Raw genomic sequence first — 23,244 nt, 5'->3', positions numbered from 1 at the left:
GGTATAGACCACTCTTCCGCAGACCCGGTGAAACAATCCCCCTCATGGCGGAAATCATCCAGAAGGACGGGACGTGGACCTTCGACGGCGACGCGCTGCGGCTGACCCCGGGACGCGACAAGAACGTGAGCCTGCTCCGCAAGACCTTGGGTGAACTAACCGTCCCGCTGGGTGCGTTGGCGGGAATTTCCTTCGAACAGGGGAAGAAGAGCGGTCGGTTACGGCTCCGGCTGCGCGACGGCGCCGACCCGCTGCTCCAGGCGACCGGCGGCAAGCTCGCCGAACCGAACGACCCCTACCAGCTCACCGTGGAGTCCGACCGCCACGGCGTCGCCGAGTACGTCGTGGACGAGGTCCGGGACGCGCTGCTGCTGGACCAGGTGCCGGCCGACCCGGTCGACGGCTATCTGCTCCCGGGCCCCTCCGTGCCGCTGTCCGTCTCCGCCGGCGACGGCACCGCGAGCTTCGACGGCGAGCGCGTACGCCTGGAGTGGAACTGGAAGACCGAGGACTCCAAGTCCGCCGCCGGAACCCGCTCCCTCGCCCTCACCGACCTCACCACCGTCGAGTGGCACCCCGCGGTCGGCCTGGAGAACGGCTACCTCCGCTTCACCGTCCGCGGCGCGGAGACCAAGGCGCCACCGAAGTACGACCCCAACTCCGTAGAGCTGTGGGGCTTCAAGAAGGACCCGCTGATGGCCCTGGTCGCGGCGGCGGTACAGGCCCGGTTGCCCCATCCCACGGCATCTCCGCAAGCCGCGCAGGCGGCGGAGCGGCCCACCGCGATCGCCCCGGAGGACGACCACGACGCCCTGCTCCGCCGCCTGCGCGAACTGGGTGACCTCCACAAGTCCGGCGTCCTGACGGACGACGAGTTCGCCCTGGCCAAGCAAGCGGTCCTCAAGCGCATGTAGAAACGCTGCTTGAGGACCGCCCAGGTCGTCACGCCTCGCCTTCCAGGCATACGACCACGTGCCTTTAGGGGCGCGGGGCTGTCACATATGCGGCTCCGCCGCGTGGGCGCGACCAGCCCCCACTCACCCGCACCTAACGAACTCGCCGAGCCACCGTGAAGTGGTCAACTTCGGCACCCGTCTCGGCAATGCCCCGCACCGTCAGCGTGGCCAGCCGGCCCTTGTGCGCAGGGGTGACATCCACCCGGAGGAACGAGTAGTTGAGGTAGCGCACCCGGGACCAGGCGACCGTCTCGTTCTGCTTGCCGTCCTTGAGGTTGATGAAGGAGGCGACGGAGTCGACCTCGTTCTCGTGACCCTCGTACGACTCCGGGGCGGTGAACGCGTACAGGCTGCGCCCCGCCGCGCCCGCCGTCACGTACACGACACCGTCGGTCTCCGGGTACGCCGTGCCGCCGATCGGCAGCTTCTTGGTGACCGCGTTGCCCTTGATGACGTCCGTGCGCTCGTACTGGTGGTTGTGGCCGTTGATGACCAGGTCCACCGTGTACTTCTCGAACAGCGGCACCCACTCCTGTCGCACGCCCCCCTCCGAGGCGTGCGCCGTGGAGGTGCAGTACGCGCAGTGGTGGAAGAAGATCACGATGAAGTCGACGTCCTTGGACGCCCGGAACTTCTTGAGCTGGCCCTCCAGCCATTTCGTCTGCGTTCCTCCGGAGATGCCCAGGTTCGGCGGAATCTCGAAGGAGATGTCGTTGGCGTCCAGCGAGATGATCGCCGTGTTGCCGTAGACGAAGGAGTAGACGCCGGGCAGGTTCTTCTTGTCGGGCCCGTTGTCCGGAAGCGTCCAGCGCGCCTCCTCGCCGCCGTAGCCGTTGGGCGAGTACCAGGCCTCCATGTCGTGGTTGCCGTACGCGGGCATCCACGGGACCTGCTTGGCGACCGTCTCGGTCTGGGCGAGGAACTGGTCCCAGATGCGTGAGTCGAAGCCGGTGTCCTCCTTCTTGCCCGCGCCGGCCGGGTCCGCGTAGGCGATGTCACCGGCGTGCAGGTGGAAGGCCGGGTTCTGGCCGAGCAGCAGGGCGTCGTTGGCGAGGCCGTGGTAGCCGACGCCCTCGTCACCGAAGGCCGTGAAGGTGAACGGCTCGGCGTGCGAGGGGGCGGTGGTGAAGGTGCCGAGCGTGCCCAGCAGGTGGGGCGCGCAGGGGTCGAAGCCCGCGTGGCCGACGCCGTAGTAGTACGTCTTGCCGGGGCGCAGGTGGGTGAGCTTGGCGTGCAGGTAGTACTGCGTGTGGTCGCCGCTCGCGCCGACGCCGGCCGGGGTGTAGAGGGTGCGGACCTCGGCCTCGATCTTGCGGGAGAGGTCCCAGGGGTGGGCGCCGATGCGGATGAACGGCTTCTTCACCTCGGCCGGAACCTGCCAGGAGACCGTGATCTCCGTGCGGGGGTCGTTGCCGAAGGCGAGGTGACGGCCGAAGGGGGCGACGAGGGCGCCGTCGACCTTCTCCGTCGAGGTGGCCGTGGCCCGCGTCGGGACCGCGGCCTGTGCGACGGCGCCCGGCACGAAGGTGCCCCCCGCGACGGCGCCGAGGGTCACGGCCCCGCCTCTGATCATGTTGCGCCGGGAGAACTTGGCGCGGAGATACTCGTGCTGCTCTGCCATGGTCATGCGCTCGGCGAGCTTCTCCGGTACGCCCATGCGTGGAGTGTCCATGGCCACAGAAGTTGCTCCCGGCAATCGACGCGGCACAAGACACAGGATGGACAGCTTGCTAACAGACCCCCATAAGACCTTCAACAGCCACTTGCCCGATATCGGGCAGGATTCTTGCGAATCGGCCCCCCGTACTCCAGGATCATCGGGTGCACGACGAACTTGTTGATCATCTGACGCGCTCCACTCCCCTGAACCGGGGCGAGGCACTGCGGGTGGTCCAGGACGTGCTCGCCTACTTCGACGAGACGACCGAGGAGTACGTCCGTCGCCGCCACCGCGAGCTCCAGGCCCAGGGCCTGGTCAACGCGACGATCTTCGAACGGATCGAGGCGGACCTGAAGTACCGCGCGGTCGCGCCGCCGGAGCTCACGCTCAGGCAGCTGCGCCGCATTGTCTACGGCTGAGGAATACATATATATGTGCGGAATCGTCGGATACATCGGCAGGCGTGATGTGGCACCGCTGCTGCTCGAAGGCCTCCAGCGCCTGGAGTACCGCGGCTACGACTCGGCGGGCATCGTCGTCACGACGCCGAAGTCGACCGGTCTGAAGATGGTCAAGGCCAAGGGCCGGGTCCGTGACCTGGAGGCCAAGGTCCCCGCGCGCTTCAAGGGCACCACCGGCATCGCCCACACCCGCTGGGCCACCCACGGCGCCCCCTCCGACGTGAACGCCCACCCCCACATGTCCGCCGACAGCAAGGTCGCGGTCGTCCACAACGGCATCATCGACAACGCCTCCGACCTGCGCAAGAAGCTCGAGGCGGACGGTGTCGAGTTCCTCTCGGAGACCGACACCGAGGTCCTCACCCACCTGATCGCCCGCTCCCAGGCGGAGAAGCTCGAGGACAAGGTCCGCGACGCACTGCGGGTGATCGAGGGCACGTACGGCATCGCGGTCCTGCACGCCGACTTCCCCGACCGCATCGTGGTGGCCCGCAACGGCTCCCCGGTCGTCCTCGGCATCGGCGAGAAGGAGATGTTCGTCGCCTCGGACATCGCCGCCCTGGTCACCCACACCCGCCAGATAGTGACCCTGGACGACGGCGAGATGGCCACCCTCAAGGCCGACGACTTCCGTACGTACACCACCGAGGGCACCCGCACGACCTCCGAGCCGACCACCGTGGAGTGGGAGGCGGCCTCCTACGACATGGGCGGCCACGACACGTACATGCACAAGGAGATCCACGAGCAGGCCGAGGCCGTGGACCGGGTGCTGCGCGGCCGCATCGACGACCGGTTCTCCACCGTGCACCTCGGTGGCCTGAACCTGGACGCCCGCGAGGCACGCCAGATCCGCCGCGTGAAGATCCTCGGCTGCGGCACCTCGTACCACGCGGGCATGATCGGCGCCCAGATGATCGAGGAGCTCGCCCGTATCCCCGCGGACGCGGAGCCGGCCTCCGAGTTCCGCTACCGCAACGCGGTCGTCGACCCCGACACCCTGTACGTGGCCGTGTCCCAGTCCGGTGAGACGTACGACGTACTGGCCGCCGTGCAGGAACTGAAGCGCAAGGGCGCGCGGGTGCTCGGTGTGGTCAACGTCGTCGGCTCGGCGATCGCCCGCGAGGCGGACGGCGGCATGTACGTCCACGCGGGCCCCGAGGTCTGCGTCGTCTCGACGAAGTGCTTCACCAACACCACCGTCGCGTTCGCGCTGCTCGCGCTGCACCTCGGCCGTACCCGCGACCTGTCGGTCCGTGACGGCAAGCGGATCATCGAGGGCCTGCGCAGGCTGCCCGCGCAGATCTCGGAGATCCTGGAGCAGGAGGACGAGATCAAGAAGCTGGCCGAGGAGTACGCCGAGGCCCGCTCGATGCTCTTCATCGGCCGCGTCCGGGGCTACCCGGTGGCCCGTGAGGCCTCCCTGAAGCTCAAGGAGGTCTCGTACATCCACGCCGAGGCCTACCCCGCCTCCGAGCTCAAGCACGGCCCGCTGGCCCTGATCGAGCCGGCCCTCCCCACGGTGGCGATCGTCCCCGACGACGACCTCCTGGAGAAGAACCGCGCCGCCCTGGAGGAGATCAAGGCCCGCAGCGGCAGAATCCTCGCGGTGGCGCACCAGGAGCAGGAGAAGGCCGACCAGACGATCGTCGTCCCGAAGAACGAGGACGAGCTGGACCCGATCCTCATGGGCATCCCGCTGCAACTCCTCGCCTACCACACGGCGTTGGCCCTGGGCCGCGACATCGACAAGCCGCGCAACCTGGCCAAGTCGGTGACGGTGGAGTAATAACCACCAGACCACCGAAGCGACAATTGAGAAACTCCCGCGGCGAGCAACCACCTCCGCGAGAGCGGCGCCGGTTTAGGCGCACAGAACAGAGAACGGGTCCCCGTGCACGCCACCACCGCACAGGGACCCGTTCCTTCAGGGGGCCGGGGCCGCCCATGCCCCGGCCCGCGCCAGCCTCAGCCGGTGGCCGTCACCCCCCGGCCGGCGGCGCGCCCGGGCAGTGCGGTGGGCCAGTGAGCCATGGCCGCCGTGGCCCCGTACCAGGCCAATAGGCCACCCACGGCGGCGAACCACCCCGCGGCCTTCGTCAGCCCACTGGAGTCGCCGAACTGCCCGATGGCGAGCAGAAGGAGCGACACGAAGAGCAACGCGTACGTGCCCCGTACGAGTGTCGAGGCGCCGGAGGCCGCGGCGGTCAGGCTCAGCGCGACGAGCGCGAACAGGAGCAGGAAGAGACCGGTCGCGTTGGCGGACATCTGCGTGCCGGCCGTGACGCCCCAGGTGAACCAGAACGCGCCGAGTGCCGTGAAGGCCGTACCGGTGAAGGCGTCGCGGTCGCGGAGGGCGAACAGCCCGGCTATGAAGAGCGCGACGCCACCGACGTAGGTGGCGAGGGAGACGGAGTCGGCCGCTGTCACGCCGTCGATCACTTGGGTGTGACCGAGGCCGAAGAGCAGCAGGGTGAGGCCGAGCGCGAGGTGGCCGAGGGTCGAGGTGATGCTTCCCGCGGAGACGTCATTGTCCACGGCGGGCTCCCTTCATACATGTGCAGGTGTGCTGCGTGGTACCGGCCGTACGGTTGGTCCGGTGACCGGTATGTACCCTTCACAAGGGCACAAACCACCTCTACGCGCGAGTAGGTTCATGCCGTTCCAGGCACCCGCCAAAGGGAGTTGACGGCAGGTCAGGAGATAGGCCAGGCGATCAGGTCACGGGATGACGATCACCGGGCGCTGCGCGCGCTTCGCGAGCCGTCCGGCCACCGAGCCGAAGATACGTCCGACGATGCCGTGCGTGGAGCCGACGACGATCGCGTCCGCCTCGTACTCCCGCCCCACCTCTTCGAGTTCGTGGCAGATGTCACCGCCACGCTCGACGAGGATCCAGGGCACCTCGGCCAGATATTCGGCGCACGCGAGTTCGAGTCCGAGCACCTCGGTGCGATGGTCGGGCACGTCGACGAAGACCGGTGGTTCACAGCCCGCCCACACCGTGGTGGGCAGCCGGTTCGCGACATGCACGATGATCAGGCCCGAGCCGGAGCGGTGGGCCATGCCGATCGCGTAGGCGAGGGCGCGCTCGCTGGACGTCGAACCGTCGAAGCCGACGACGACGCCGTGTTTGAAGGCAGGATCGCAGGACTGGCGGGGTTCTTCCGCCGCCAGGGGCTCGGGCGCCGTGGGATCGGCGAGCGGGCGCTTGCGGTCCGCGGGATCGAAGAATTCGTGACCGGCCATGGGTATCTCGGCGTTTGGATCCTCGTGGTGGGGACGACAACGTGCGGCAGAGCTGTGTCCGGGAATCATCTTCCCAACCCCATACCCCCAAGGGTACGGCGGCACGCCTCCTCTGCCCAGATCCCGCGCGCACTGCGCGGCGTTCCCCGGAGCATGCATGAGAGGCGCCCGTAACGCAATGGTTGCTGCCCCGTACAGGCGGTTTGCACAGGGTTCACCCAGGCTCCAGGCCTTTCGTAGGTGACCGGCGGGTCGAACGGGCGTTGAACCGATGAGCCACTGCCATGGAGAGCACTGGAGTACCAGGGAACCAGGGAGCAGACCGTGCCAGGACCAGAGACCGCGTCCTCCTCCTCCCCGGCGCCCGCCACGCCGCCCCCCGGGCCGGACACGGCGAGCGAGGTGGTGCGGTGGGCGGCCTTCAGCTGCGTCCTGGTCCCCGTCGTCCTCGTCGGATTCGGCACCTCGCTCGCCGGCGCGGCGGGTACGGCGCTGGGCCTGGCGGCCGTGACCGGTGCCTGCCGGGTCCTGCTGCGCCAGTCCGAACGTGTCGCGGCCCGCCTCCACGCCGAGGAGCCGGCCCCCTCCCGGGCCCGGCACAGCAGGACCGGCCGCCACGACGGCGCCCCGCACCACCATCACGGCCGCCCCGGGCGTGGCCGCCGGGGTCGCCCCGAAGCGCCCCGCGGGGAAAAGGCCCCCGGCACCCCGGATCGCGGCGACGGGGGCCGCGGAGAAGCGGGCGGCGGCGAGAGGGGAAGCGGCACGTGGGACGGCGGCGACACGGCCCACGGCGAGACGTCCCACGCCGAGGGGACCGCCCCCGACCCCCGGAGCCCGACCGGACAAGACGGACACCCGGGAAACCTGATCACCTGGGACCGGATCCCGCAGAGCCTGATCACATGGGGCCAGGGCCCCCAGGGCCCCGGCCCCCGAGGCCGAGAACCGCAGCGTCCGAGCACCCAGGAGTGGACCCCCTACGCCCGAGACGCACAGGATCCGGACACGTACGCCTGAGACGCCCAGGGCCGGGACGCGCCCAGCCGGGACACCCGGCGCGGTGCCCCTCGCGGCGGCGGCTGGCTCGATCACCCCGCGCGGCACCGTGGCGCCCAGGATTTGGCCGACTCGCACATCATGAACGGCTTGCAGGGCAGGAGTGGCCCGAGGAGGCGCACAGGGGCGGCCGTCACGGCGAAGGAAAGAAGCCGGTTGACTGACCGGTTTACGCGCACGCCCCCGCTTCTTTTCAGCCAACTTCGGCCACCCGCGCATCCCTTACTCGAACGACCCCCCAACCCCCGTTCCACCTGCACCGAAAGGCCCCTGGAGGGCGCGCGCACCCTATGGGGATTGGCCACTGACACGAGGCGCACTTCCCTGCACGGCCCACGAGTGCAACGCTTCGTGATCGAATGCTTCACGCCAAGTTGCCATGTCGACATTCTGCCGAGTGCCGAACTGGTCACCTTGGCGCCACTGGACACAGTAGATTCGATCTTGACTGTCTTACGGCGGGGGACTCGTGCAGGACCGAGGGGAAACGTGCAGGAGCGACACAACCGAGGAGCCGCGACCACCGAGGGGGGCTTAGCAGTATGAGCCACGACTCCACTGCCGCGCCGGAAGCCGCGGCCCGGAAACTTTCCGGGCGACGCCGCAAGGAGATCGTCGCGGTGCTGCTGTTCAGCGGCGGCCCCATCTTCGAGAGTTCCATACCGCTGTCGGTGTTCGGGATTGACCGCCAGGACGCCGGCGTGCCGCGCTACCGACTTCTGGTGTGCGGCGGCGAAGAGGGCCCACTGCGGACCACAGGAGGCCTGGAACTCACCGCGCCGCATGGCCTGGAGGCGATCTCGCGGGCGGGCACCGTCGTGGTGCCGGCCTGGCGTTCGATCACCTCTCCGCCACCGGAGGAGGCGCTCGACGCGCTGCGCCGGGCGCACGAGGAGGGAGCCCGCATAGTCGGACTGTGCACCGGCGCCTTCGTGCTGGCCGCCGCCGGACTGCTGGACGGCCGACCGGCGACGACCCACTGGATGTACGCACCGACGCTGGCCAAGCGCTACCCGTCGGTCCATGTCGATCCACGAGAACTCTTCGTGGACGACGGAGACGTACTGACCTCCGCGGGTACGGCGGCCGGAATCGATCTCTGTCTCCACATCGTGCGGACGGACCACGGCAACGAGGCGGCCGGCGCGCTGGCCCGCCGTCTAGTCGTGCCGCCACGCCGGAGCGGCGGTCAGGAGCGCTATCTCGATCGATCTTTACCAGAGGAGATCGGCGCCGACCCCCTCGCGGAGGTCGTCGCCTGGGCGCTGGAGCACCTCCACGAGCAGTTCGACGTCGAGACGCTGGCGGCACGCGCGTACATGAGCCGCCGCACCTTCGACCGCCGGTTCCGCTCGCTCACGGGGAGCGCTCCCCTGCAGTGGCTGATCACTCAGCGCGTACTGCAGGCGCAGCGGCTGCTGGAGACCTCCGACTACTCGGTCGACGAGGTCGCCGGACGCTGCGGCTTCCGTTCACCGGTGGCGCTGCGGGGTCATTTCCGGCGTCAGCTCGGCTCGTCCCCGGCCGCGTACCGGGCGGCGTACCGTGCGCGCAGGCCGCAGTCGGAACGGCAGTCGGACGTGGACGGCTCCGCCGCGGGCCAGGCCGGGCCACCGCCCGTCCTGAGCCAGGAGAACCCGGTGCCGCCGCAGACCCGCCGCACGGCGGCCGCCACCTCCGTGGGCCCGTCGACGTCCCTGTCGACGGAGCCGGGCAGGACGGGCACCGAGCTGTACGCGGCCGGGCGCCTGCCGGGGCAGCGCAGCGCGCCCTGAGGCGATGACGCGAGACGGCGGCGGCCCGGGACCCGACGAGGGTCCCGGGCCGCCGCCGTACCGGGCCACCACGCAGGTCACCGCCGTCCCGGATCTGCCCGTGCGCCGGAGCGCGCCGTAGGGTTAGGGCCATGAACGATCGCATGGTGTGGATCGACTGCGAGATGACCGGGCTCTCGCTGTCGGACGACGCACTCATCGAGGTGGCCGCGCTGGTCACCGACTCGGAACTGAATGTGCTCGGTGAAGGGGTGGACATCGTGATCCGCCCTCCGGAGCGGACGCTGGAGACGATGCCGGACGTGGTGCGCCAGATGCACACGGCCTCCGGCCTCCTCGACGAACTGGCCGAGGGCACGACCCTGGCCGACGCCGAGGCACACGTCCTCGCCTACGTGCGTGAGCACGTCAAGGAGCCGGGCAAGGCCCCGCTGTGCGGAAACTCCGTCGGCACGGACCGGGGTTTCCTGTCGCGTGACATGCCGGCCCTCGAGGACTACCTCCACTACCGCATCGTGGACGTCTCCTCGGTGAAGGAGCTGGCCCGCCGCTGGTATCCCCGGGCCTACTTCAACAGCCCGGAGAAGAACGGCAACCACCGCGCCCTCGCCGACATCCGCGAATCCATCGCGGAGCTCCGCTACTACCGCGAGGCGATCTTCGTCCCGCAGCCCGGCCCCGACTCCGACACCGCCCGCACCATCGCGGCGAAGCACGTACTGCCCGCCGAATGACGCATGTCCGGGGCCCCGAGGGACCCCGGAGAAAGCCTGGCGCGAGCACCCCTTCGGACCCTGTACACTTTTTCTCGGCCGGTCAGGGAAACCAAGACCGGTCGTGGTGGGTGTAGCTCAGCTGGTAGAGCACCTGGTTGTGGTCCAGGATGTCGCGGGTTCAAGTCCCGTCACTCACCCTGTGAGAGGAAGCCCCTCACCTGCGCGAATGCAGGTGAGGGGCTTTTTCGTGGCCCGGCTTGGCCAAACGGCGGCCAAACGCGGCCGGATTTTCGATCTACGGTCCCGCCACATGGCAACCACCAGGAAGCGGATCCGCAAGGAAGGCACGGCGAGCTTCCAGGTTCGCTGGCTCCAGGGAGGGCGCGGCGGGTCCTGGGAGTCCGAGAGGTTCGGCGAGTTCTCCGAGGCCCTTCGGCTGGGTCCCAGGCCAGGGTTTCACCGAGGTTGAAGAGGACACGGACGACGTACCGCTCGTCGGCTGGGCCCGACGCCACGCGGAACGCCTCACCGGCGTCGATGAGGGCACTCGCGACGACTACCTGCGCGAGGTGGACCGCCACCTCTCGCTGCTCGTGCACACCACGCGAGCGGGCCGGCCGACGCCGGCCACCATCGGCAACATCACCACCGACGACGTACAGGACTGGATCCGTCTCCAGGAGACCGGCGAGAAGGACCCCGCCACGGGACGCTGGATCCGGCGGCCGGCCGCGCAAAAGTCGATAGCCAACCGGCACGGCCTCCTGTGGTGCATCGTCCAAGCCGCGATCGAGGCCGATCCCCCACCGCGCACCAAGAACTGCTGCGCCAGCAGCCGCCTGCCCTGAGTCAGAAAACCCAGCACGGTACACAGCAAAGGGTCGACTCCCGGAAGATCGGAGCCCAGATGGTCAATCTCCATTCCTTGCTCCATGACCTCCGTGGAGGGGCCAGGTCCCCTGCGAGCGACACGTCATCTTCCCTGAGGGCCGCGTTTTCGAAACCGCCGCCAAGGACGACAGGGAATGGTCGGCGCCGAGCTGAACCAACCCGCCGCCGACCACTTGCACTTCGGAACCTCATTTCCACAGGTCAGTCCCCCTGTTCCCTTCGGGTGCGCCTTGCCGGCGTGAAAACATGGCTGCGGCGCCTGCCCGCCGACGCCGGTAGCTCGTTGGGACGTTGAGCCCGTAGGTCCGTCTGGTGCCGGGGCCGCAGAGGGGCCACGCACTGTTGCCATCGAGCACGCCGGTCAGATTTTCGCTCCCCCCGCGGCCCCCTGGGCAGGCGTCGGCCCGTACGGATCGATACCAGGGAGTTGTGCATGGCGGACACCGACGACGGTGGCGTCGAGGAGATCGAGCAGGCCGAGGAGCTCGTGGCCCGTGTCGCGGCGATCGATATCGCCAAGGCGTCGGGCATGGTCTGTGTGCGGGTGCCGCACGAGGACAAGCCCGGCAAGCGCGTGCAGCGGGTCTTCAACACCGTCGCGACCAGCGGCGCGATCCTGGACCTGGCCGACCACCTGGTCTGCCAGGGCGTCACCCGGGTGGTGATGGAGGCGACGTCGACCTACTGGAAGCCGTACTTCTTTCTGCTGGAATCGCGTGGTCTGGAGTGCTGGCTGGTCAACGCCCGTGACGTCAAGAACGTCCCGGGCCGGCCCAAAACCGACCGCCTGGACGCGGTCTGGCTGGCCAAGCTCACCGAACGCGGCATGCTCCGGCCCTCGTTCGTACCCCCGAAGCCGGTCCGTGAACTGCGCGATCTGACCCGGGCCCGGGCCGTCATGACCCACGAGCGCACCCGCCACAAGCAGCGCACCGAGAAACTCCTCGAGGACGCCCAGATCAAGCTGTCCACCGTGATCGCCGACATCTTCGGCGTCTCCGGCCGGGCCATGCTGGAGGCACTGATCGCGGGCGAACGCAGCCCCAAGGCGTTGGCGGACCTGGCCCACGGCACCATCAAGGCCAGCCACAGCACCCTGGCCGAGGCCCTGACCGGCCGGTTCGAAGAACACCACGCCTTCATGTGCCGGATGCTGCTGGACACCGTCGACTACCTCACCGTGCAGATCGACAAGCTCACCGCCCGGATCACCCTGCGTCTGGCCGAGCTGTCCACCACCGAGGACGACGAAGGCCCCGGACAGGGCACCCTCATACCGATCACCGACACCGAACGCCTCGACGAGATCCCCGGCGTCGGCCCCAGCACCGCGCAGGTCATCCTCGCCGAGACCGGCCTGGACATGACGGTCTTCCCCACCGCCGGCCATCTCGTGTCCTGGGCGAAACTCTCCCCACGCACCCTCCAGTCCGGAAACAAGAACACCTCCGGCCCCACCGGCAAAGGCAACCCCTGGCTCCGCGGCGCCCTCGGCGAAGCAGCAATCTCCGCCGCCCGCACCGACACCTTCCTCGGCGCCCGCTACCGCCGCATCGTCAAACGCCGCGGCCACATGAAAGCCCTGGTCGCCGTCGCCCGCTCCATCCTGGTCGCCGTCTGGCACCTCATGAACGACCCGACCGCCCGCTACCGAGACCTCGGCCCCGACTTCCACACCCGCAACCTCGACCCGGCCCGCAAGAGCCGCGACCTCGTCCGCCAGCTCAAGGCCCTCGGCCACGACGTCACCCTCACCCCGGCAGCCGCCTGACATCCCACGACCCCACCGCCCCACACCAGCCCCCGACCGTCACCATCGAGGGGCTATCTCGCCATCCCCATCTGACCGTTGAGTTTTCCGGTCAGCGAGGTGGTGGAGTTCATACACTGAAGCGGAACTCGACCACACCTCATTCGACCTGCTGAAACAGCACTTTCGAACTGCCGATCCAGCGTGGATCCAGTGTCGGTGAACAGCCCGCTGGACTCCACATCCGAGTACCGACTTCACAAGCAAATCAGAGCTCACGGGGACCGGCCCGGTTCGCTACCACTCCGCTTCCCGTCCCCCGGCTCTACTCGGGCAGTGCCCTCTCCTGGCCACTGGTACAGAACGACGTCGTCAGGCTCAGGCCCTCCTCAAGCGATGTACGAGGCTGCCAGCCGGTGGCGGCCCGGAACGCCGAGGAATCGATCGTCACGCTCCGGAAGTCACGGACCTCCGCGTGCGCCGGCGGATCCACTGAGACGACCGGCACCCTGTCCTTGCCGGTCTGTTCGGCGACCAGTTCGGAGATCGTGGTGAACACGGCACCGAGTGGGGCACCGTGACCCGTGCCGAGCAGCCAGTGCTGTCCCGCGAGTGCGTCCATGCAGTCGATGGCGGCCGAGAACGCGCGAGCGACGTCGTCGACGTGGAGCAGGTCCCGGCGCACTGTTCCGTCGTGCCACATCGTCAGAGGCTCACCGGCCACCGCACGGCGCACCATCGTGGAGACAATGCCCTTGTCCCGAGTGGTGGACCCTGGGCTGTAGCCGAACACCGTGGGCAGACGCAGGCAGGCGCCGCGCACTGTGCCAGCTGCGTCAGCCGCGAGCAGCACCCGCTCCGCGGCGAGCTTCTGCCGGTCGTACTCCCCCTTCGGCCGGTCGGTTTCGGTGCCGTCGAGTACCTCCTTGTCGGACGGTCCGGCCGCCGAGGCGGAGCCCGTGAACAGCACGATCGGGGGCGCCCCGCCGGCCTTGCGGTCGCGCAGCGCCTCCAGCAGGTCGCGCATCAGGCCCACGTTGACGCGTTCGGCGGCCGTGTCGCCGTCGGCGATACGCCAGGTCGAGGACCCCGCGATGTAGGCGATCGAGTGGATCACCACATCGGCGTCCGCGACGGCGGCAGCCATCATGCCGGGCTCCGTCAGGTCTGCGGTACACACCTCGATCTCGGCACGAGCACCCTTGGGAACCGCGGTCCGCCTGCGGGAGACGGCCCGTACGCGGACCGGATGCCGCGCCAGTTCCCGCACCACGGCGGATCCCACGAAGCCCGCGGCGCCGAGCACCACGACGAGCGGGGTTTTCACTGCCACAGCGCTGCCTCCGCCTTCTGGGCGATCTTGAGTTCTGGGAGCAGTCCGGAGTCCCTCGCCTCGGCCAGCGTGGGCGCGTCGGCGTCTCGGTCGGACTGAACGATGTCGATGTCCGCAGTGATCGGCAGGCCGATCGCGGGATCCAGCGGGTTCAGCGCGAGTTCGTTCTCCGCGACGTATCCCTGCGACATCAGGTAGACGACCATGGAGTCGTCGGCCATCGACAGGAATGCGTGACCGACACCCACCGGGATGTACAGCGCGCGGCAACTGTCGGCGTCAAGCAGAGTGGTGGCCCACTTTCCGAACGTCGGCGAGCCCACCCTCAGATCGACCAGGAAGTCCTGCACCTGGCCGTACGGGCAGTACACGTACTTGGCCATTCCCGGAGGGGTGGCGGTGTAGTGGATGCCCCGCAGCGTTCCGCGGGCGGACAGGTTGTGACTCACCTGCTCGACCTGGAACAGGGGTTTGCCCAGGTGCTCGCTGAAGGCGGTTCCCTGGTAGGGCGCGGCGAACCGGCCGCGCCGGTCGTTGAACACCGGTGGGGTGAACTCGAAGGCACCTTCGATGCCCAGTTTGCGTACCTGCATGGGGGTGTCACTCTCTCCTGCCTCGCAGTTACTTTCGGTGCCTGTCTCCGACGGCTGTCTCAGGCGCTCGTCACAGGGCCGGGGACGGTTCCGCACCCCGGTACTTGGCCGCCTTCCACCACTCCGGGTTGTCCCGGTACCAGGCGACCGTCGCGGCAAGGCCGTCGTCGAACGCCACGCGCGGCTCGTAGCCCAGCTCCTCGCGGATCCTGCCGCCGTCGAGGGAATAGCGCAGGTCGTGGCCCTTGCGGTCGGTGACGTACTCGATCGCGGACTCGTCGGCGCCGCAGAGTTCCAGGATGCGTTGCGTCAACTTCAGGTTCGTCAGCTCCTGGCCGCCGGCGACGTTGTAGATCCGGCCCGCACGGCCGCCTCGCAGGACGAGGTGGACGGCCCGGCAGTGATCGTCTACATGCAGCCACTCGCGCTCGTTGCGGCCGTCGCCGTAGACCGGGACCCGGGTGCCCTCCAGCAGGTTGGTGACGAATCGCGGGATGAGCTTCTCGGGGTGCTGGTACGGGCCGTAGTTGTTGGAGCACCGGGTGACGGAGAGGTCGAGGCCGTGGGTGCGCCAGTACGACCGCCCCACGAGATCGGAACTCGCCTTGGAGGCGGCGTACGGGGAGTTCGGCATCAGCGGCCAATCCTCGGTCCACGCACCTCGCTCGATCGATCCGTACACCTCGTCGGTGGACACGTGCACGAAGCGCCCGATGCCGGTGCGCCGGGCGGCCTCCAGCAGCGTCTGGGTGCCCAGGACATTGGTGCGGACGAAGTCCGCGGCGGCGTCCAGCGAGCGGTCCACGTGCGACTCGGCCGCGAAGTGCACGATCGCGTCGTGGCCCGGCAACACGTCCAGTAGCAAGGGGAGATCGCAGATATCGCCCCGTACGAATGTGAGCCGGTCGTGCGCGGCGGGCAGGTTGTCGCGGTTGCCGGCGTAGGTCAGTTTGTCGACGACGGTGACGTCGACGGTGCCCTCGGGCTCCAGCTCTCCGGACAGCAGGGAACGCACGTAGTGGGAGCCTATGAATCCGGCTCCGCCGGTGACCAGGATCCTCAACGGATTTCCTCCAGGTGTGAGGTGAGCCGGCCGATCAACGTGCTCGGCGTGGGCATGTCTCGCATCTCGTCGGCCACTTCGAGGCTCACCTTGCGGTAGCCAGGGTTGTCGAGCAGCTCGCGCAGCGCGGTGCTGACCGCCTCAGGGGTGAGCGGTGCCCTGTGGGGCGACTCCAGCCGGAGGCCGGCGCCGCTGTCGACGGCCATCTGGGCGTTGGAGAGGCTCTCCAGCCCGGTCAGCGGGATCCCCAGCTGCGGCACTCCGGCAGCGAAGGCCGAGTAGGTGGAGCCCATGCCGCCGTGGTGGACGACGGCGTCGCAGGTAGGCAGTACGGCGTTCAGGGGCAGCCAGTCCACCGGCGTCACGCCGTCCGGCAAGTGCCGGAGCGCGGGCAGTTCGGTCCCGCCGGTGGTGACGATCACCTCGATGTCCAGGTCGGCCGCGCCATCGACGATACGGCGCAGCATGGCACCCTCGCCGTAAAGCGTGGCCAGCGAGCCAAGGGTCACCACCACCCGCGGCTTCTCCCCCCGCTTCACGAACCGCAGCGGCAGCTCCGCGCCTCCGTTGTACGGGAGGTACCGCATGGGAAGGCTGAGGGGCACCGACGCCCGAGGCAGAACGCGGGCCGTCGGCGAGCTGTGCCGCGCGGCTTCGAGGGACGCCGGGCTGAGATCCAGCTCGACATCCGCTTCGCGCGGCTCGCCGGCCCCCAGCCGCTTCGCCACCGGTGCCAGATACTCCAGCCCGGGGCCGAAGGTGGCACGCGGGGTACCGATGCCGTGCAGCACCGCGGGCAGGCCAGTGGCACGGGCCGCCACCAGCCCGGCGACGTGATTCGGCGGATACAGCACGGCATCCGCGCGCCACTCCCGGGCCGCGTCGACCAGACCGTCCACCATACGGGCGCCGACCTCGCCGAAGACGGAGCCCGCGTAGGCGGCCGTCTTCGGCCCCGGGGACGTCATTCCCACCGATGTCCGGGTGACGGTGCGCACCAACTCCTCGTAGGGCTCCACCGCGTCGCCGTCGTCCGTGGCGATGGCCTGCAGACCGGCCCGGGTGGCCGCGCGCAGCGCCGGGCCGCTGGTGGCCACGGCCACCTCGTGTCCGGCCGCCAGGGCAGCGTGGGCCAGGGGGACCAGCGGCAGCATATGAGAGGCGCCAGGAATAGTGGTGAACAGATATCGCATTGCTTTCCCTCCACGTGGGGCGACGACGAGCTTGAGGGATACCGAAGGAAGAATTCGGACGCGAACCCCGACGGTCAGTCTTTCGCGACGACTTCCAACACGTACTGCCCATAAGGGGATTTCGCCAGTTTATCGCCAAGCCGTCGGCAGGCCTCCCGGTCGATGAATCCCATACGCCATGCGATTTCTTCGATGCAGGCGATACGGACTCCTTGCCTGTGTTCCATGATCTGTACGTACTGACTGGCTTCGGTGAGCGAGTCATGCGTACCGGCGTCCAGCCAGACGAAACCGCGGCCCAGCGAGACAAGTTGCGCCTTGCCGCGCTCCAGGTATGTGCGATTGACGTCGGTTATCTCCAGCTCCCCGCGCTTCGACGGCCGCAGGTTCTTGGCGATGTCGACGACGTCGTTGTCGTAGAAATAGAGTCCGGTGATCGCCAGGTTTGAGCGCGGCTGCGCGGGCTTCTCTTCCAGGGAGACCAGGTTGCCCTGTCCGTCGATCTCGCCGACCCCGTAACGTTCAGGGTCCGGGACCGGGTAGCCGAACAGCACGCAGCCGTCCACGGACTGCACTCGTCGCTGCAGCATGGGGGCGAACCCTGGGCCGTGGAAGATGTTGTCGCCGAGGATCAGCGCCACGGAGTCGTCTCCGATGTGGTCCGCCGAGATGAGGAACGCCTCGGCGAGACCGCGAGGTTCCGCCTGCTGCGCGTAGGTCAGTGTCAGGCCCAGTTCCGACCCGTCCCCCAGCAGTCGGCGGAAATTCTCCAGATCCATCGGTGACGATATGATCTGGATCTCCCTGATGCCCGCGAGCATGAGTACCGACAACGGATAGTAGATCAATGGCTTGTCGTAAACGGGCAGCATCTGTTTGGAAGTTCCGAGGGTGATCGGATGCAACCGCGTCCCATGGCCACCGGCCAGGATTACGCCTTTCACGCTCATTCCTCCTGAAAGCTTGGCGTCACCATTCAAGGTGTGTCAGGTCAGGCGAATACCAAATGCCGTCAGCCCGTCGCGGCTCGGGGGCGCCGCGGCTTCGAGAACCTGCGGGTGATCGGGCGCTCGACCAGGGCATACAGCACCCAGGACAGAAAAACGGTGATCGCGAGTTGCGCCGTCACGAGGCCGGCGACCTGTGCCGGCGAGAAGTTGCCATCGAGCACTTTGCGTCCGCAGCCGAGGACGATGTAGTGCAAGAGATAGAAAGCGAACGAGATCTCCCCGAGGAAGACCATCGTGCGGTTGCGGAACAGGGTGAAGCGTTCGTTCGCGTCGGCGGTCGCCGCGGCCGCGATCAGGAAGATGACCGGGATGATCGTCACGGAGCGTTGCGCGTAGAGAAACGGCACATACGAACACAGCACATAGCCGCCGGCCAGGAGCACGCTCGACCAGATGATGCCGACGTTGCGCCAGCGACCGTTCTTCACCGCGAGGGCGACGAGCATGCCCAGCGCGAAGTCGAGCATGCGCGAAGGCGGCAGGATGTAGGTGATCCAGTACTGCTCCACGGTGCCCTTCGCACCGAGGACGGCGCCGCCCGGGAGGGTGGGCGTGTCGGGCATCAGCGCATACGTGAGGAACGGCGTGGCCATGACCGCGGCGATCGCTCCGGTGATCCAGACCTTCACGTGCTCGGGCCGGATCCGCAGGAACAGTTTGTGCAGCAGCGGGAACGCGGCGTAGAAGACCAGTTCGCAGGCGAGCGACCAACTGGGCGTGTTCACACTGGAGAGGAATTCGGCCTTCGGTACCCACACGTGGACCATGAACAGGTTGGCCAGGGCGATCCGGGTCGGCGTGTAGACGGAGGCGAACAGCACCATCGCCAACGCCCAGGTGATGGCGTAGTTCGGGTAGATCTTGACGAACCGCCGTCGCCAGAAGTCTCGCGCGAGGTCCTTCTCACGGGCCGACCAGGTCAGTACGAAACCGCTGAGGACGAAGAAGAACGTCACTCCGAGCGCACCAGCGCTCGCGGTGACCTTGAAGTAGTCCATGGCCGCCTTGTCGTCCTGGAGCAGGCGCAACGAGGGAGACGGCTGACCGGTGTGGAAGAGGAAGACCAGGAGGGCAGCGGGGAACCGCAGACCGGTCAGCGAGGGCAGCCGCGTGATGTCGGGGCGCGGTCGGCCGAAGTGTCTCGCCGCGGTGGCGGCAGCGGACGGCGAACCAACGGCGGTCGTGTCGGCCTGAGTCAAGGCATGCTCTCCTTGGTATGGGGAAATGGTCTCTGATCGAGGAGAGAGGATGTCGAGATCCCCCTCGGGCCGAGGGAGGGCCGACCTCGACCTCACGCAGACTCAGCGGGGAGCGGTCCGCCGAGCGCGTGTCGGCGTACCTCGTCCAGCACGCGCGCCTGTTCCAGCGACGCCTCGTCCAGCGGCGCGGCAGCGCGCACCGCCGCCGCGAAGGCGGCCACGGTCGCGGCCACCTGGTCCTCGGGCGCCAGCTTCAGCTCGGTGCTTCCGTCGCGGTTCTCGACCCGGATCACCGGATGGTGGTCCGGCGGTGGCGTGAAGGCCCGGTCGAGCACGATCCGTCCCTGTGAGCCGCCGAGTTCGTATGCGCTGCGGTAGCCGTGGTCGAGGCCGAAGGACAGCTGGGCGGTGACCCCTTGAGGCGAGCGCAGCAGCGCCGCACCGGCCGTGTCCACAGTGAAACCGACACCTCGGGTGAGGGACGAGCCGACCACCTGGAGGCCCGCGCCGAGGAGGTGCAGGGCGGCTCGCACCGGATACACACCGGTGTCCGTCAACGCTCCGCCGCCCAGCCCCGGGTCGAAGCGGATGTCGCCGTCGGGCAGCCGAGGCACGGTGAACATGGCCTGGAAGGTGCGCAGTTCGCCGATGACGCCGTCGGCGACCAGCTGCCGTACCCGCTCGTGCTGTGCATGGTGGACGAACATGACGTTCTCCATCAGCGCCAGTCCGCGCTCTCGCGCCAGCGCCCCGAGCTCCGCCGTCTTGCGGCGGTGGAGTGTCAGCGGCTTCTCGGCGAGTACGTGCTTGCCGGCGAGCAGCGCCTTCTCCACCCAGGTGGCGTGCAGCGCGGCCGGCAGCGGCACGTAGACCGCGTCGGCCTCGGCATCGGCGAGTGCCGCCTCATAGCCGTCCACCGCCGCGCACCCGTACTGACCGGCGAGTTCTGCGGCCCGTCGGCCGTTCCTGCTCGCCACGCACGTCACCTGGGTGTGCGGTGAGGCCTCGAACGCGGGCAGCATGCGGCGGCGCGCGATGGCGGCGCAGCCCAACACGGCGATGCGTACCGGCCGCTGGTGTCCGGGAGCCGTCACAGCCGTACACAGCCCGAGTTGAGGAGCGCCAGCAGGGTGCGTGCCTGGACATTGACGTAGTGGCCGTGCCGGGTCAGCGACGTCAACTGCCCGGCGGTGACCCAGCGATAGCCGGGGGGCGGCTCGGTAGGTGCCTGGGACTCGTCCGCGTCGATGAAGAGATAGCGGCTCTCGGCGTTGAGAAAGCGGCCGCCCTCCTCCGAATGCACCGCCTGGTAGCTGATGCACGACGGATCAGCGCTCAGCACCAGATCCAGGAAGGGCGGCCGGTCCGTGCCTGTCAGATGGGCATAGTTGTCCGGGGTGTACTGGACCGTGGGCCCGAACTCGACGGTATCGAGGAATCCGCCCTCCACTCTGGCGTGCGCCAGCAGGTGCCGTACTCCGCCGAAGGAGCGGGTCACGAACGCCGTCACGCCCAGGCTCCGGGGTTCGAAGAGGGGCTGGGTCCAGCCGGTGACCTCGCGGTTGCCCGCCGACACCGACACCGCGACGACGCGGAAGTAGGAGCCGCCCACGTGATCGACAGAGGTGTCGTCGCGCTTCCAGTCGGCTACGTCGTTCAGCGGTATGCGCTCGACGCGGACCTCGTGGCGAGCACGTTCGCCGGTGAACCAGGACAACAGTTGGGTGTCGGACCACAGGGCGCCGGACTCCTCGTATCGCACCGGCGCGCAGGCCAGCACCGTGCGTGCGTCCATGTTCACGACATTGTCGGCGCGCAGCAGCTCCCCGATCTGTCCCAGGGTGAGCCAGCAGAAGTCCTGATCGTGCGGGATGTCTTCGTCCGTCTCGACGATCATGTTCCGGTTGGACTTCCGGAAGAACCAGGAACCGTGCTCGGACTGCAGGGAGTCGGCGAGGACCCGGGATCCCGCGGAGGGGCGGATGAAGTAGTCGATGTACTTCACGTCCGCGCCCTTGTGCGCCTTGGTGTAGTTGCTGCGGGTCGCCTGGACCGTCGGCGACAGCTGGAGCAGATTGGAGTTGCCGGGCTCCATCTTGGCCTGCATCAGAAAGTGCAGGACCCCGTCGAACTCCTTGGCCAGGATGCCCAGGATGCCGACTTCGGGCTGCTTGATGATGGGCTGCTGCCATTCCCGAAAGGGCCCTTCGCCCCTGGTGACGTGCAGCCCTTCGACGGTGAAGAACCGTCCGCTGCGGTGCACCAGATTTCCGGTGTCCGGGGCGAAGGACCAGTCTTCCAGGTCGGCGAACGGGATGCGGTCCACCCGGAAGCGATGCGCACGGCCGCGTTCGGCGAGCCAGTCGGGAAAGGCGTCGGTCGTCATTGCGGCACCTGCGCCGACGGCGGCCGCGGAGCGGGCGAGCCGGTCGGCGACGGCGCGGTCCGCGCGCGTCCGCAGCGGCCGGCCGGCTTCGGCGGTCTTCATGAGAGTTTTCTCCTCGCAGCGATCGATTACAGGAACCCGCGGCCGACGCCTTCTTGCACGAAGGTCAGCGCGTCAGGTCGACCAGCTTCGGAATCAGCGCGCTGAAGGTGTCCTGCACCTGCATTTCGGCGGCGACCTCCCGGGCTGCCGCCCGCATGGGGCCGTCCTCGATCAGTTCCGCGAGGCGCTGTTCGTCGAGTCCGCTCGGCGTCAGCTCGTCGCCGAGACCACGTGCGCGGATCAGCTTGGCGTGTACGAAGTTGTCGCCGCCGTGCGGCACGACGTACTGCGGCACACCCGCGGCGGCCGCGGTCAGCGTGGAACCCCCGCCGCCGTGGTGGATCACCGCGTCCGACACCGCCAGCAGCTGCGCCAGCGGTACCCAGTCGACCGGGACCAAATTGTCCGGCAGCTCACCGAGACGCGAGAGGTCGGCGCCGGCGAGCGCCAGCACGAACTCGGCGTCCATGGTGCCCGCCGCCTCGACGAATCGCTGCAGCAGATCGATTCCGCCGACTCCGGGGACCGTCGAGCCGAGGGTGACCGTGACCCGGGGCCGCTTCCGCGGCTCGTTCAGCCACTGGGGCAGCACGCCGCCTCCGTTGTACGGCAGATACCGGATCGGCCACACGTTGTCCTGCTCGTCGTACTGGCGCCGCAGGCTCGGCGGCGCCACATCCAGGATCGCGGCGGGCTTCACATCGTCCGAGGCGAGCCCGTGACGCTCATAGTGCGCGGACATCGACTGTGCGATCGCGGAAGTCATCTCCGAGCCGAGCACCATGTTGAATCCCTGCATCACGGCAGGCACACCCACCGCGGCCGCGGCCAGCGGACCAGTGCCGTGCACCGGCGTGTAGAGGATGGCGTCCGGGCGCCACTGCCGCGCGAGTTCCACTGTCCGGTCCACGGTGGGCGCACTGACTTCAGCGAACAGCCGGGCTATGTTCTCGAATTGGAAATCATCTGCCCCGGATTCCCCGTCCTTATTTTCCCGGGGCTTCAGCATCATTTCCGGGTTACGTTGCACGAACTCCATCTGCAGCTTGTCGTAGTCCACGCCCGGCGATACATCGACCACTGGCAACCCGGCGCCCACGGCCCTGTCCGTACGACCGCTCATGGCCACGACGACTTCATGACCCGCGGCTCGCAGCGCCCAGGCCGTGGGAATCGTGGGAAATATGTGACCAACACCCGGGGATGACGCCACCATTACCCGCACTGTATTCCACCCTTCACACATGCGACGACAATTGCCGCGGCACATAAGCGGGGCGCGGCAGCACTCACAATTATGCGAGGGCCACCTGGCGCAGTAAATGGAATTCAGTTCAGATATTTGTCAACTCTGTACGGGAAATGTCAAATCGGATATCTATTGACGCCCCGTCAGTTCATCCGGCCGGATAGTTCCCGGACGCCGGACGGGGCGCGCTCGCTCAGGGGCGGCGGCCCCCGCCTGCGTCGTAGTCGTGTCGGGCCTGCTCGACCCGGTCCAGGTTGTGCCGGGACCAGTCGGCGAGTACCGCGAACAGGGGCGAGAGACTCCTCCCGAGATCGCTGATCTCGTACTCGACCCGCGGCGGCACCTCCGGGTGGTAGGTGCGCAGCACCAGGCCGTCCCGCTCCATCTGGCGCAGCCGCTGCGTCAGCACCTTGGACGTGATGGTGCCGATCTGGCGTTCGAGCTCCACGAAGCGCTGCCGTCCGAAGGAGTGCAGGGTCCACAGGATCGGGGTCGTCCACCGGCTGAAGACGATGTCGACGACCGGTCCGATGGTGCACGCCTGGCCCGGCGCGGCCGTCGTCACCTCCATGGCGGACGAATCGTCCGGTTCGGTAACG

General features: G+C 68.3%; 20 protein-coding genes, 1 tRNA gene and 1 pseudogene. 9 read left to right on the top strand and 13 right to left on the bottom strand.

What is annotated here, in order from left to right; all coding sequences use genetic code 11:
• The first annotated feature begins 44 nt into the window (after positions 1-44).
• Entirely contained in the window at positions 45-914 is an 870-nt protein-coding gene (locus OG819_RS19500; protein ID WP_266650660.1) for a DUF4429 domain-containing protein, read from the top strand.
• Between the two features lie 133 nt (positions 915-1,047).
• On the opposite strand, the gene OG819_RS19495 is transcribed toward OG819_RS19500, so the two are convergent.
• Positions 1,048-2,613 (bottom strand): metallophosphoesterase family protein, encoded by a 1,566-nt coding sequence (locus tag OG819_RS19495; protein WP_266634347.1) that lies wholly within the window; start codon positions 2,611-2,613, stop codon positions 1,048-1,050.
• 164 nt (positions 2,614-2,777) lie between these two features.
• Here OG819_RS19495 and OG819_RS19490 point away from each other — a divergent pair, with 164 nt between their 5' ends.
• Together OG819_RS19490 and glmS are read left to right on the top strand one after the other, a co-directional pair.
• A complete protein-coding gene (locus tag OG819_RS19490) occupies positions 2,778-3,035 on the top strand; it encodes a hypothetical protein (RefSeq protein ID WP_266413732.1) in 258 nt (85 codons plus the stop codon).
• 13 nt (positions 3,036-3,048) lie between these two features.
• Positions 3,049-4,866 (top strand): glutamine--fructose-6-phosphate transaminase (isomerizing), encoded by a 1,818-nt coding sequence (glmS, locus tag OG819_RS19485; protein WP_266624886.1) that lies wholly within the window; start codon positions 3,049-3,051, stop codon positions 4,864-4,866.
• A gap of 179 nt (positions 4,867-5,045) precedes the next feature.
• Here glmS and OG819_RS19480 read toward each other — a convergent pair whose 3' ends face one another.
• Both OG819_RS19480 and OG819_RS19475 read right to left on the bottom strand, forming a co-directional pair.
• Positions 5,046-5,615 (bottom strand): GPR1/FUN34/YaaH family transporter, encoded by a 570-nt coding sequence (locus OG819_RS19480; RefSeq protein ID WP_266624887.1) that lies wholly within the window; start codon positions 5,613-5,615, stop codon positions 5,046-5,048.
• 183 nt (positions 5,616-5,798) lie between these two features.
• Positions 5,799-6,326: a universal stress protein gene (locus OG819_RS19475; RefSeq protein WP_266413729.1), complete on the bottom strand. Its 528-nt coding sequence runs from the start codon at positions 6,324-6,326 to the stop codon at positions 5,799-5,801.
• A gap of 324 nt (positions 6,327-6,650) precedes the next feature.
• Here OG819_RS19475 and OG819_RS19470 point away from each other — a divergent pair.
• From OG819_RS19470 to OG819_RS19445, 6 genes and pseudogenes are all read left to right on the top strand, one after another.
• A pseudogene (locus tag OG819_RS19470) lies at positions 6,651-6,911 on the top strand (hypothetical protein); the annotation flags it as partial.
• A 1,016-nt stretch (positions 6,912-7,927) separates the two neighbouring features.
• Positions 7,928-9,160, top strand: coding sequence for a helix-turn-helix domain-containing protein (locus OG819_RS19465; protein WP_266650658.1), 1,233 nt, complete (start codon positions 7,928-7,930; stop codon positions 9,158-9,160).
• A gap of 131 nt (positions 9,161-9,291) precedes the next feature.
• Entirely contained in the window at positions 9,292-9,894 is a 603-nt protein-coding gene (orn, locus tag OG819_RS19460) for an oligoribonuclease (protein ID WP_266624889.1), read from the top strand.
• 106 nt (positions 9,895-10,000) lie between these two features.
• Positions 10,001-10,073: transfer RNA gene (locus OG819_RS19455), tRNA-His, on the top strand.
• A 372-nt stretch (positions 10,074-10,445) separates the two neighbouring features.
• On the top strand, positions 10,446-10,724 hold the full coding sequence (locus OG819_RS19450; protein ID WP_266650656.1) for a hypothetical protein: 279 nt from the start codon (positions 10,446-10,448) through the stop codon (positions 10,722-10,724).
• A gap of 476 nt (positions 10,725-11,200) precedes the next feature.
• Positions 11,201-12,538, top strand: coding sequence for an IS110 family transposase (locus OG819_RS19445; protein ID WP_266647905.1), 1,338 nt, complete (start codon positions 11,201-11,203; stop codon positions 12,536-12,538).
• Between the two features lie 304 nt (positions 12,539-12,842).
• On the opposite strand, the gene OG819_RS19440 is transcribed toward OG819_RS19445, so the two are convergent.
• The 10 genes from OG819_RS19440 to OG819_RS19395 form a co-directional block, all read right to left on the bottom strand.
• Entirely contained in the window at positions 12,843-13,850 is a 1,008-nt protein-coding gene (locus OG819_RS19440; RefSeq protein ID WP_266650654.1) for an NAD-dependent epimerase/dehydratase, read from the bottom strand.
• Complete coding sequence (locus tag OG819_RS19435; RefSeq protein WP_266650652.1) at positions 13,841-14,443, bottom strand: dTDP-4-dehydrorhamnose 3,5-epimerase family protein; 603 nt, start codon at positions 14,441-14,443, stop codon at positions 13,841-13,843. Before OG819_RS19435 ends, OG819_RS19440 begins: the two co-directional genes overlap by 10 nt.
• Before the next feature lie 70 nt (positions 14,444-14,513).
• Positions 14,514-15,506, bottom strand: a complete 993-nt coding sequence (gene rfbB / locus OG819_RS19430; RefSeq protein WP_266650650.1) for a dTDP-glucose 4,6-dehydratase — start codon at positions 15,504-15,506, stop codon at positions 14,514-14,516.
• Positions 15,503-16,660 (bottom strand): nucleotide disphospho-sugar-binding domain-containing protein, encoded by a 1,158-nt coding sequence (locus tag OG819_RS19425; protein WP_323139354.1) that lies wholly within the window; start codon positions 16,658-16,660, stop codon positions 15,503-15,505. Before OG819_RS19425 ends, rfbB begins: the two co-directional genes overlap by 4 nt.
• 113 nt (positions 16,661-16,773) lie before the next feature.
• Positions 16,774-17,643, bottom strand: coding sequence for a glucose-1-phosphate thymidylyltransferase RfbA (gene rfbA, locus OG819_RS19420; RefSeq protein ID WP_266650646.1), 870 nt, complete (start codon positions 17,641-17,643; stop codon positions 16,774-16,776).
• A 68-nt stretch (positions 17,644-17,711) separates the two neighbouring features.
• A complete protein-coding gene (locus OG819_RS19415; RefSeq protein ID WP_266650644.1) occupies positions 17,712-18,908 on the bottom strand; it encodes an acyltransferase in 1,197 nt (398 codons plus the stop codon).
• Positions 18,909-19,000: 92 nt separating this feature from the next.
• Positions 19,001-20,002, bottom strand: coding sequence for a Gfo/Idh/MocA family protein (locus OG819_RS19410; protein ID WP_266650642.1), 1,002 nt, complete (start codon positions 20,000-20,002; stop codon positions 19,001-19,003).
• Positions 19,999-21,396, bottom strand: a complete 1,398-nt coding sequence (locus tag OG819_RS19405) for an NDP-hexose 2,3-dehydratase family protein (protein WP_266650640.1) — start codon at positions 21,394-21,396, stop codon at positions 19,999-20,001. Before OG819_RS19405 ends, OG819_RS19410 begins: the two co-directional genes overlap by 4 nt.
• A gap of 64 nt (positions 21,397-21,460) precedes the next feature.
• Positions 21,461-22,612, bottom strand: coding sequence for a nucleotide disphospho-sugar-binding domain-containing protein (locus OG819_RS19400; RefSeq protein ID WP_323139353.1), 1,152 nt, complete (start codon positions 22,610-22,612; stop codon positions 21,461-21,463).
• A gap of 226 nt (positions 22,613-22,838) precedes the next feature.
• On the bottom strand, positions 22,839-23,216 hold the full coding sequence (locus tag OG819_RS19395; protein WP_266652747.1) for a helix-turn-helix domain-containing protein: 378 nt from the start codon (positions 23,214-23,216) through the stop codon (positions 22,839-22,841).
• Between the last annotated feature and the right edge of the window lie 28 nt (positions 23,217-23,244).

Source organism: Streptomyces sp. NBC_01549 (genome assembly GCF_026339955.1).
GTDB lineage: Bacteria > Actinomycetota > Actinomycetes > Streptomycetales > Streptomycetaceae > Streptomyces.
The sequence above is the reverse complement of the archived record's forward strand: the minus strand, read 5'-3'. Positions and strand labels throughout refer to the sequence as shown.

What these genes read in the sequence shown, in the direction of transcription:
- OG819_RS19500 (WP_266650660.1), top strand. Translation starts at nt 45, where the DNA reads ATGGCGGAAATCATCCAGAAGGACGGGACGTGGACCTTCGACGGCGAC.
- OG819_RS19495 (WP_266634347.1), bottom strand. Translation starts at nt 2,613, where the DNA reads ATGGGCGTACCGGAGAAGCTCGCCGAGCGCATGACCATGGCAGAGCAG.
- glmS (WP_266624886.1), top strand. Translation starts at nt 3,049, where the DNA reads ATGTGCGGAATCGTCGGATACATCGGCAGGCGTGATGTGGCACCGCTG.
- OG819_RS19475 (WP_266413729.1), bottom strand. Translation starts at nt 6,326, where the DNA reads ATGGCCGGTCACGAATTCTTCGATCCCGCGGACCGCAAGCGCCCGCTC.
- OG819_RS19465 (WP_266650658.1), top strand. Translation starts at nt 7,928, where the DNA reads ATGAGCCACGACTCCACTGCCGCGCCGGAAGCCGCGGCCCGGAAACTT.
- orn (WP_266624889.1), top strand. Translation starts at nt 9,292, where the DNA reads ATGAACGATCGCATGGTGTGGATCGACTGCGAGATGACCGGGCTCTCG.
- OG819_RS19445 (WP_266647905.1), top strand. Translation starts at nt 11,201, where the DNA reads ATGGCGGACACCGACGACGGTGGCGTCGAGGAGATCGAGCAGGCCGAG.
- OG819_RS19435 (WP_266650652.1), bottom strand. Translation starts at nt 14,443, where the DNA reads ATGCAGGTACGCAAACTGGGCATCGAAGGTGCCTTCGAGTTCACCCCA.
- OG819_RS19425 (WP_323139354.1), bottom strand. Translation starts at nt 16,660, where the DNA reads ATGCTGCCGCTGGTCCCCCTGGCCCACGCTGCCCTGGCGGCCGGACAC.
- OG819_RS19405 (WP_266650640.1), bottom strand. Translation starts at nt 21,396, where the DNA reads ATGAAGACCGCCGAAGCCGGCCGGCCGCTGCGGACGCGCGCGGACCGC.
- OG819_RS19400 (WP_323139353.1), bottom strand. Translation starts at nt 22,612, where the DNA reads ATGGTGGCGTCATCCCCGGGTGTTGGTCACATATTTCCCACGATTCCC.
- OG819_RS19395 (WP_266652747.1), bottom strand. Translation starts at nt 23,216, where the DNA reads ATGGAGGTGACGACGGCCGCGCCGGGCCAGGCGTGCACCATCGGACCG.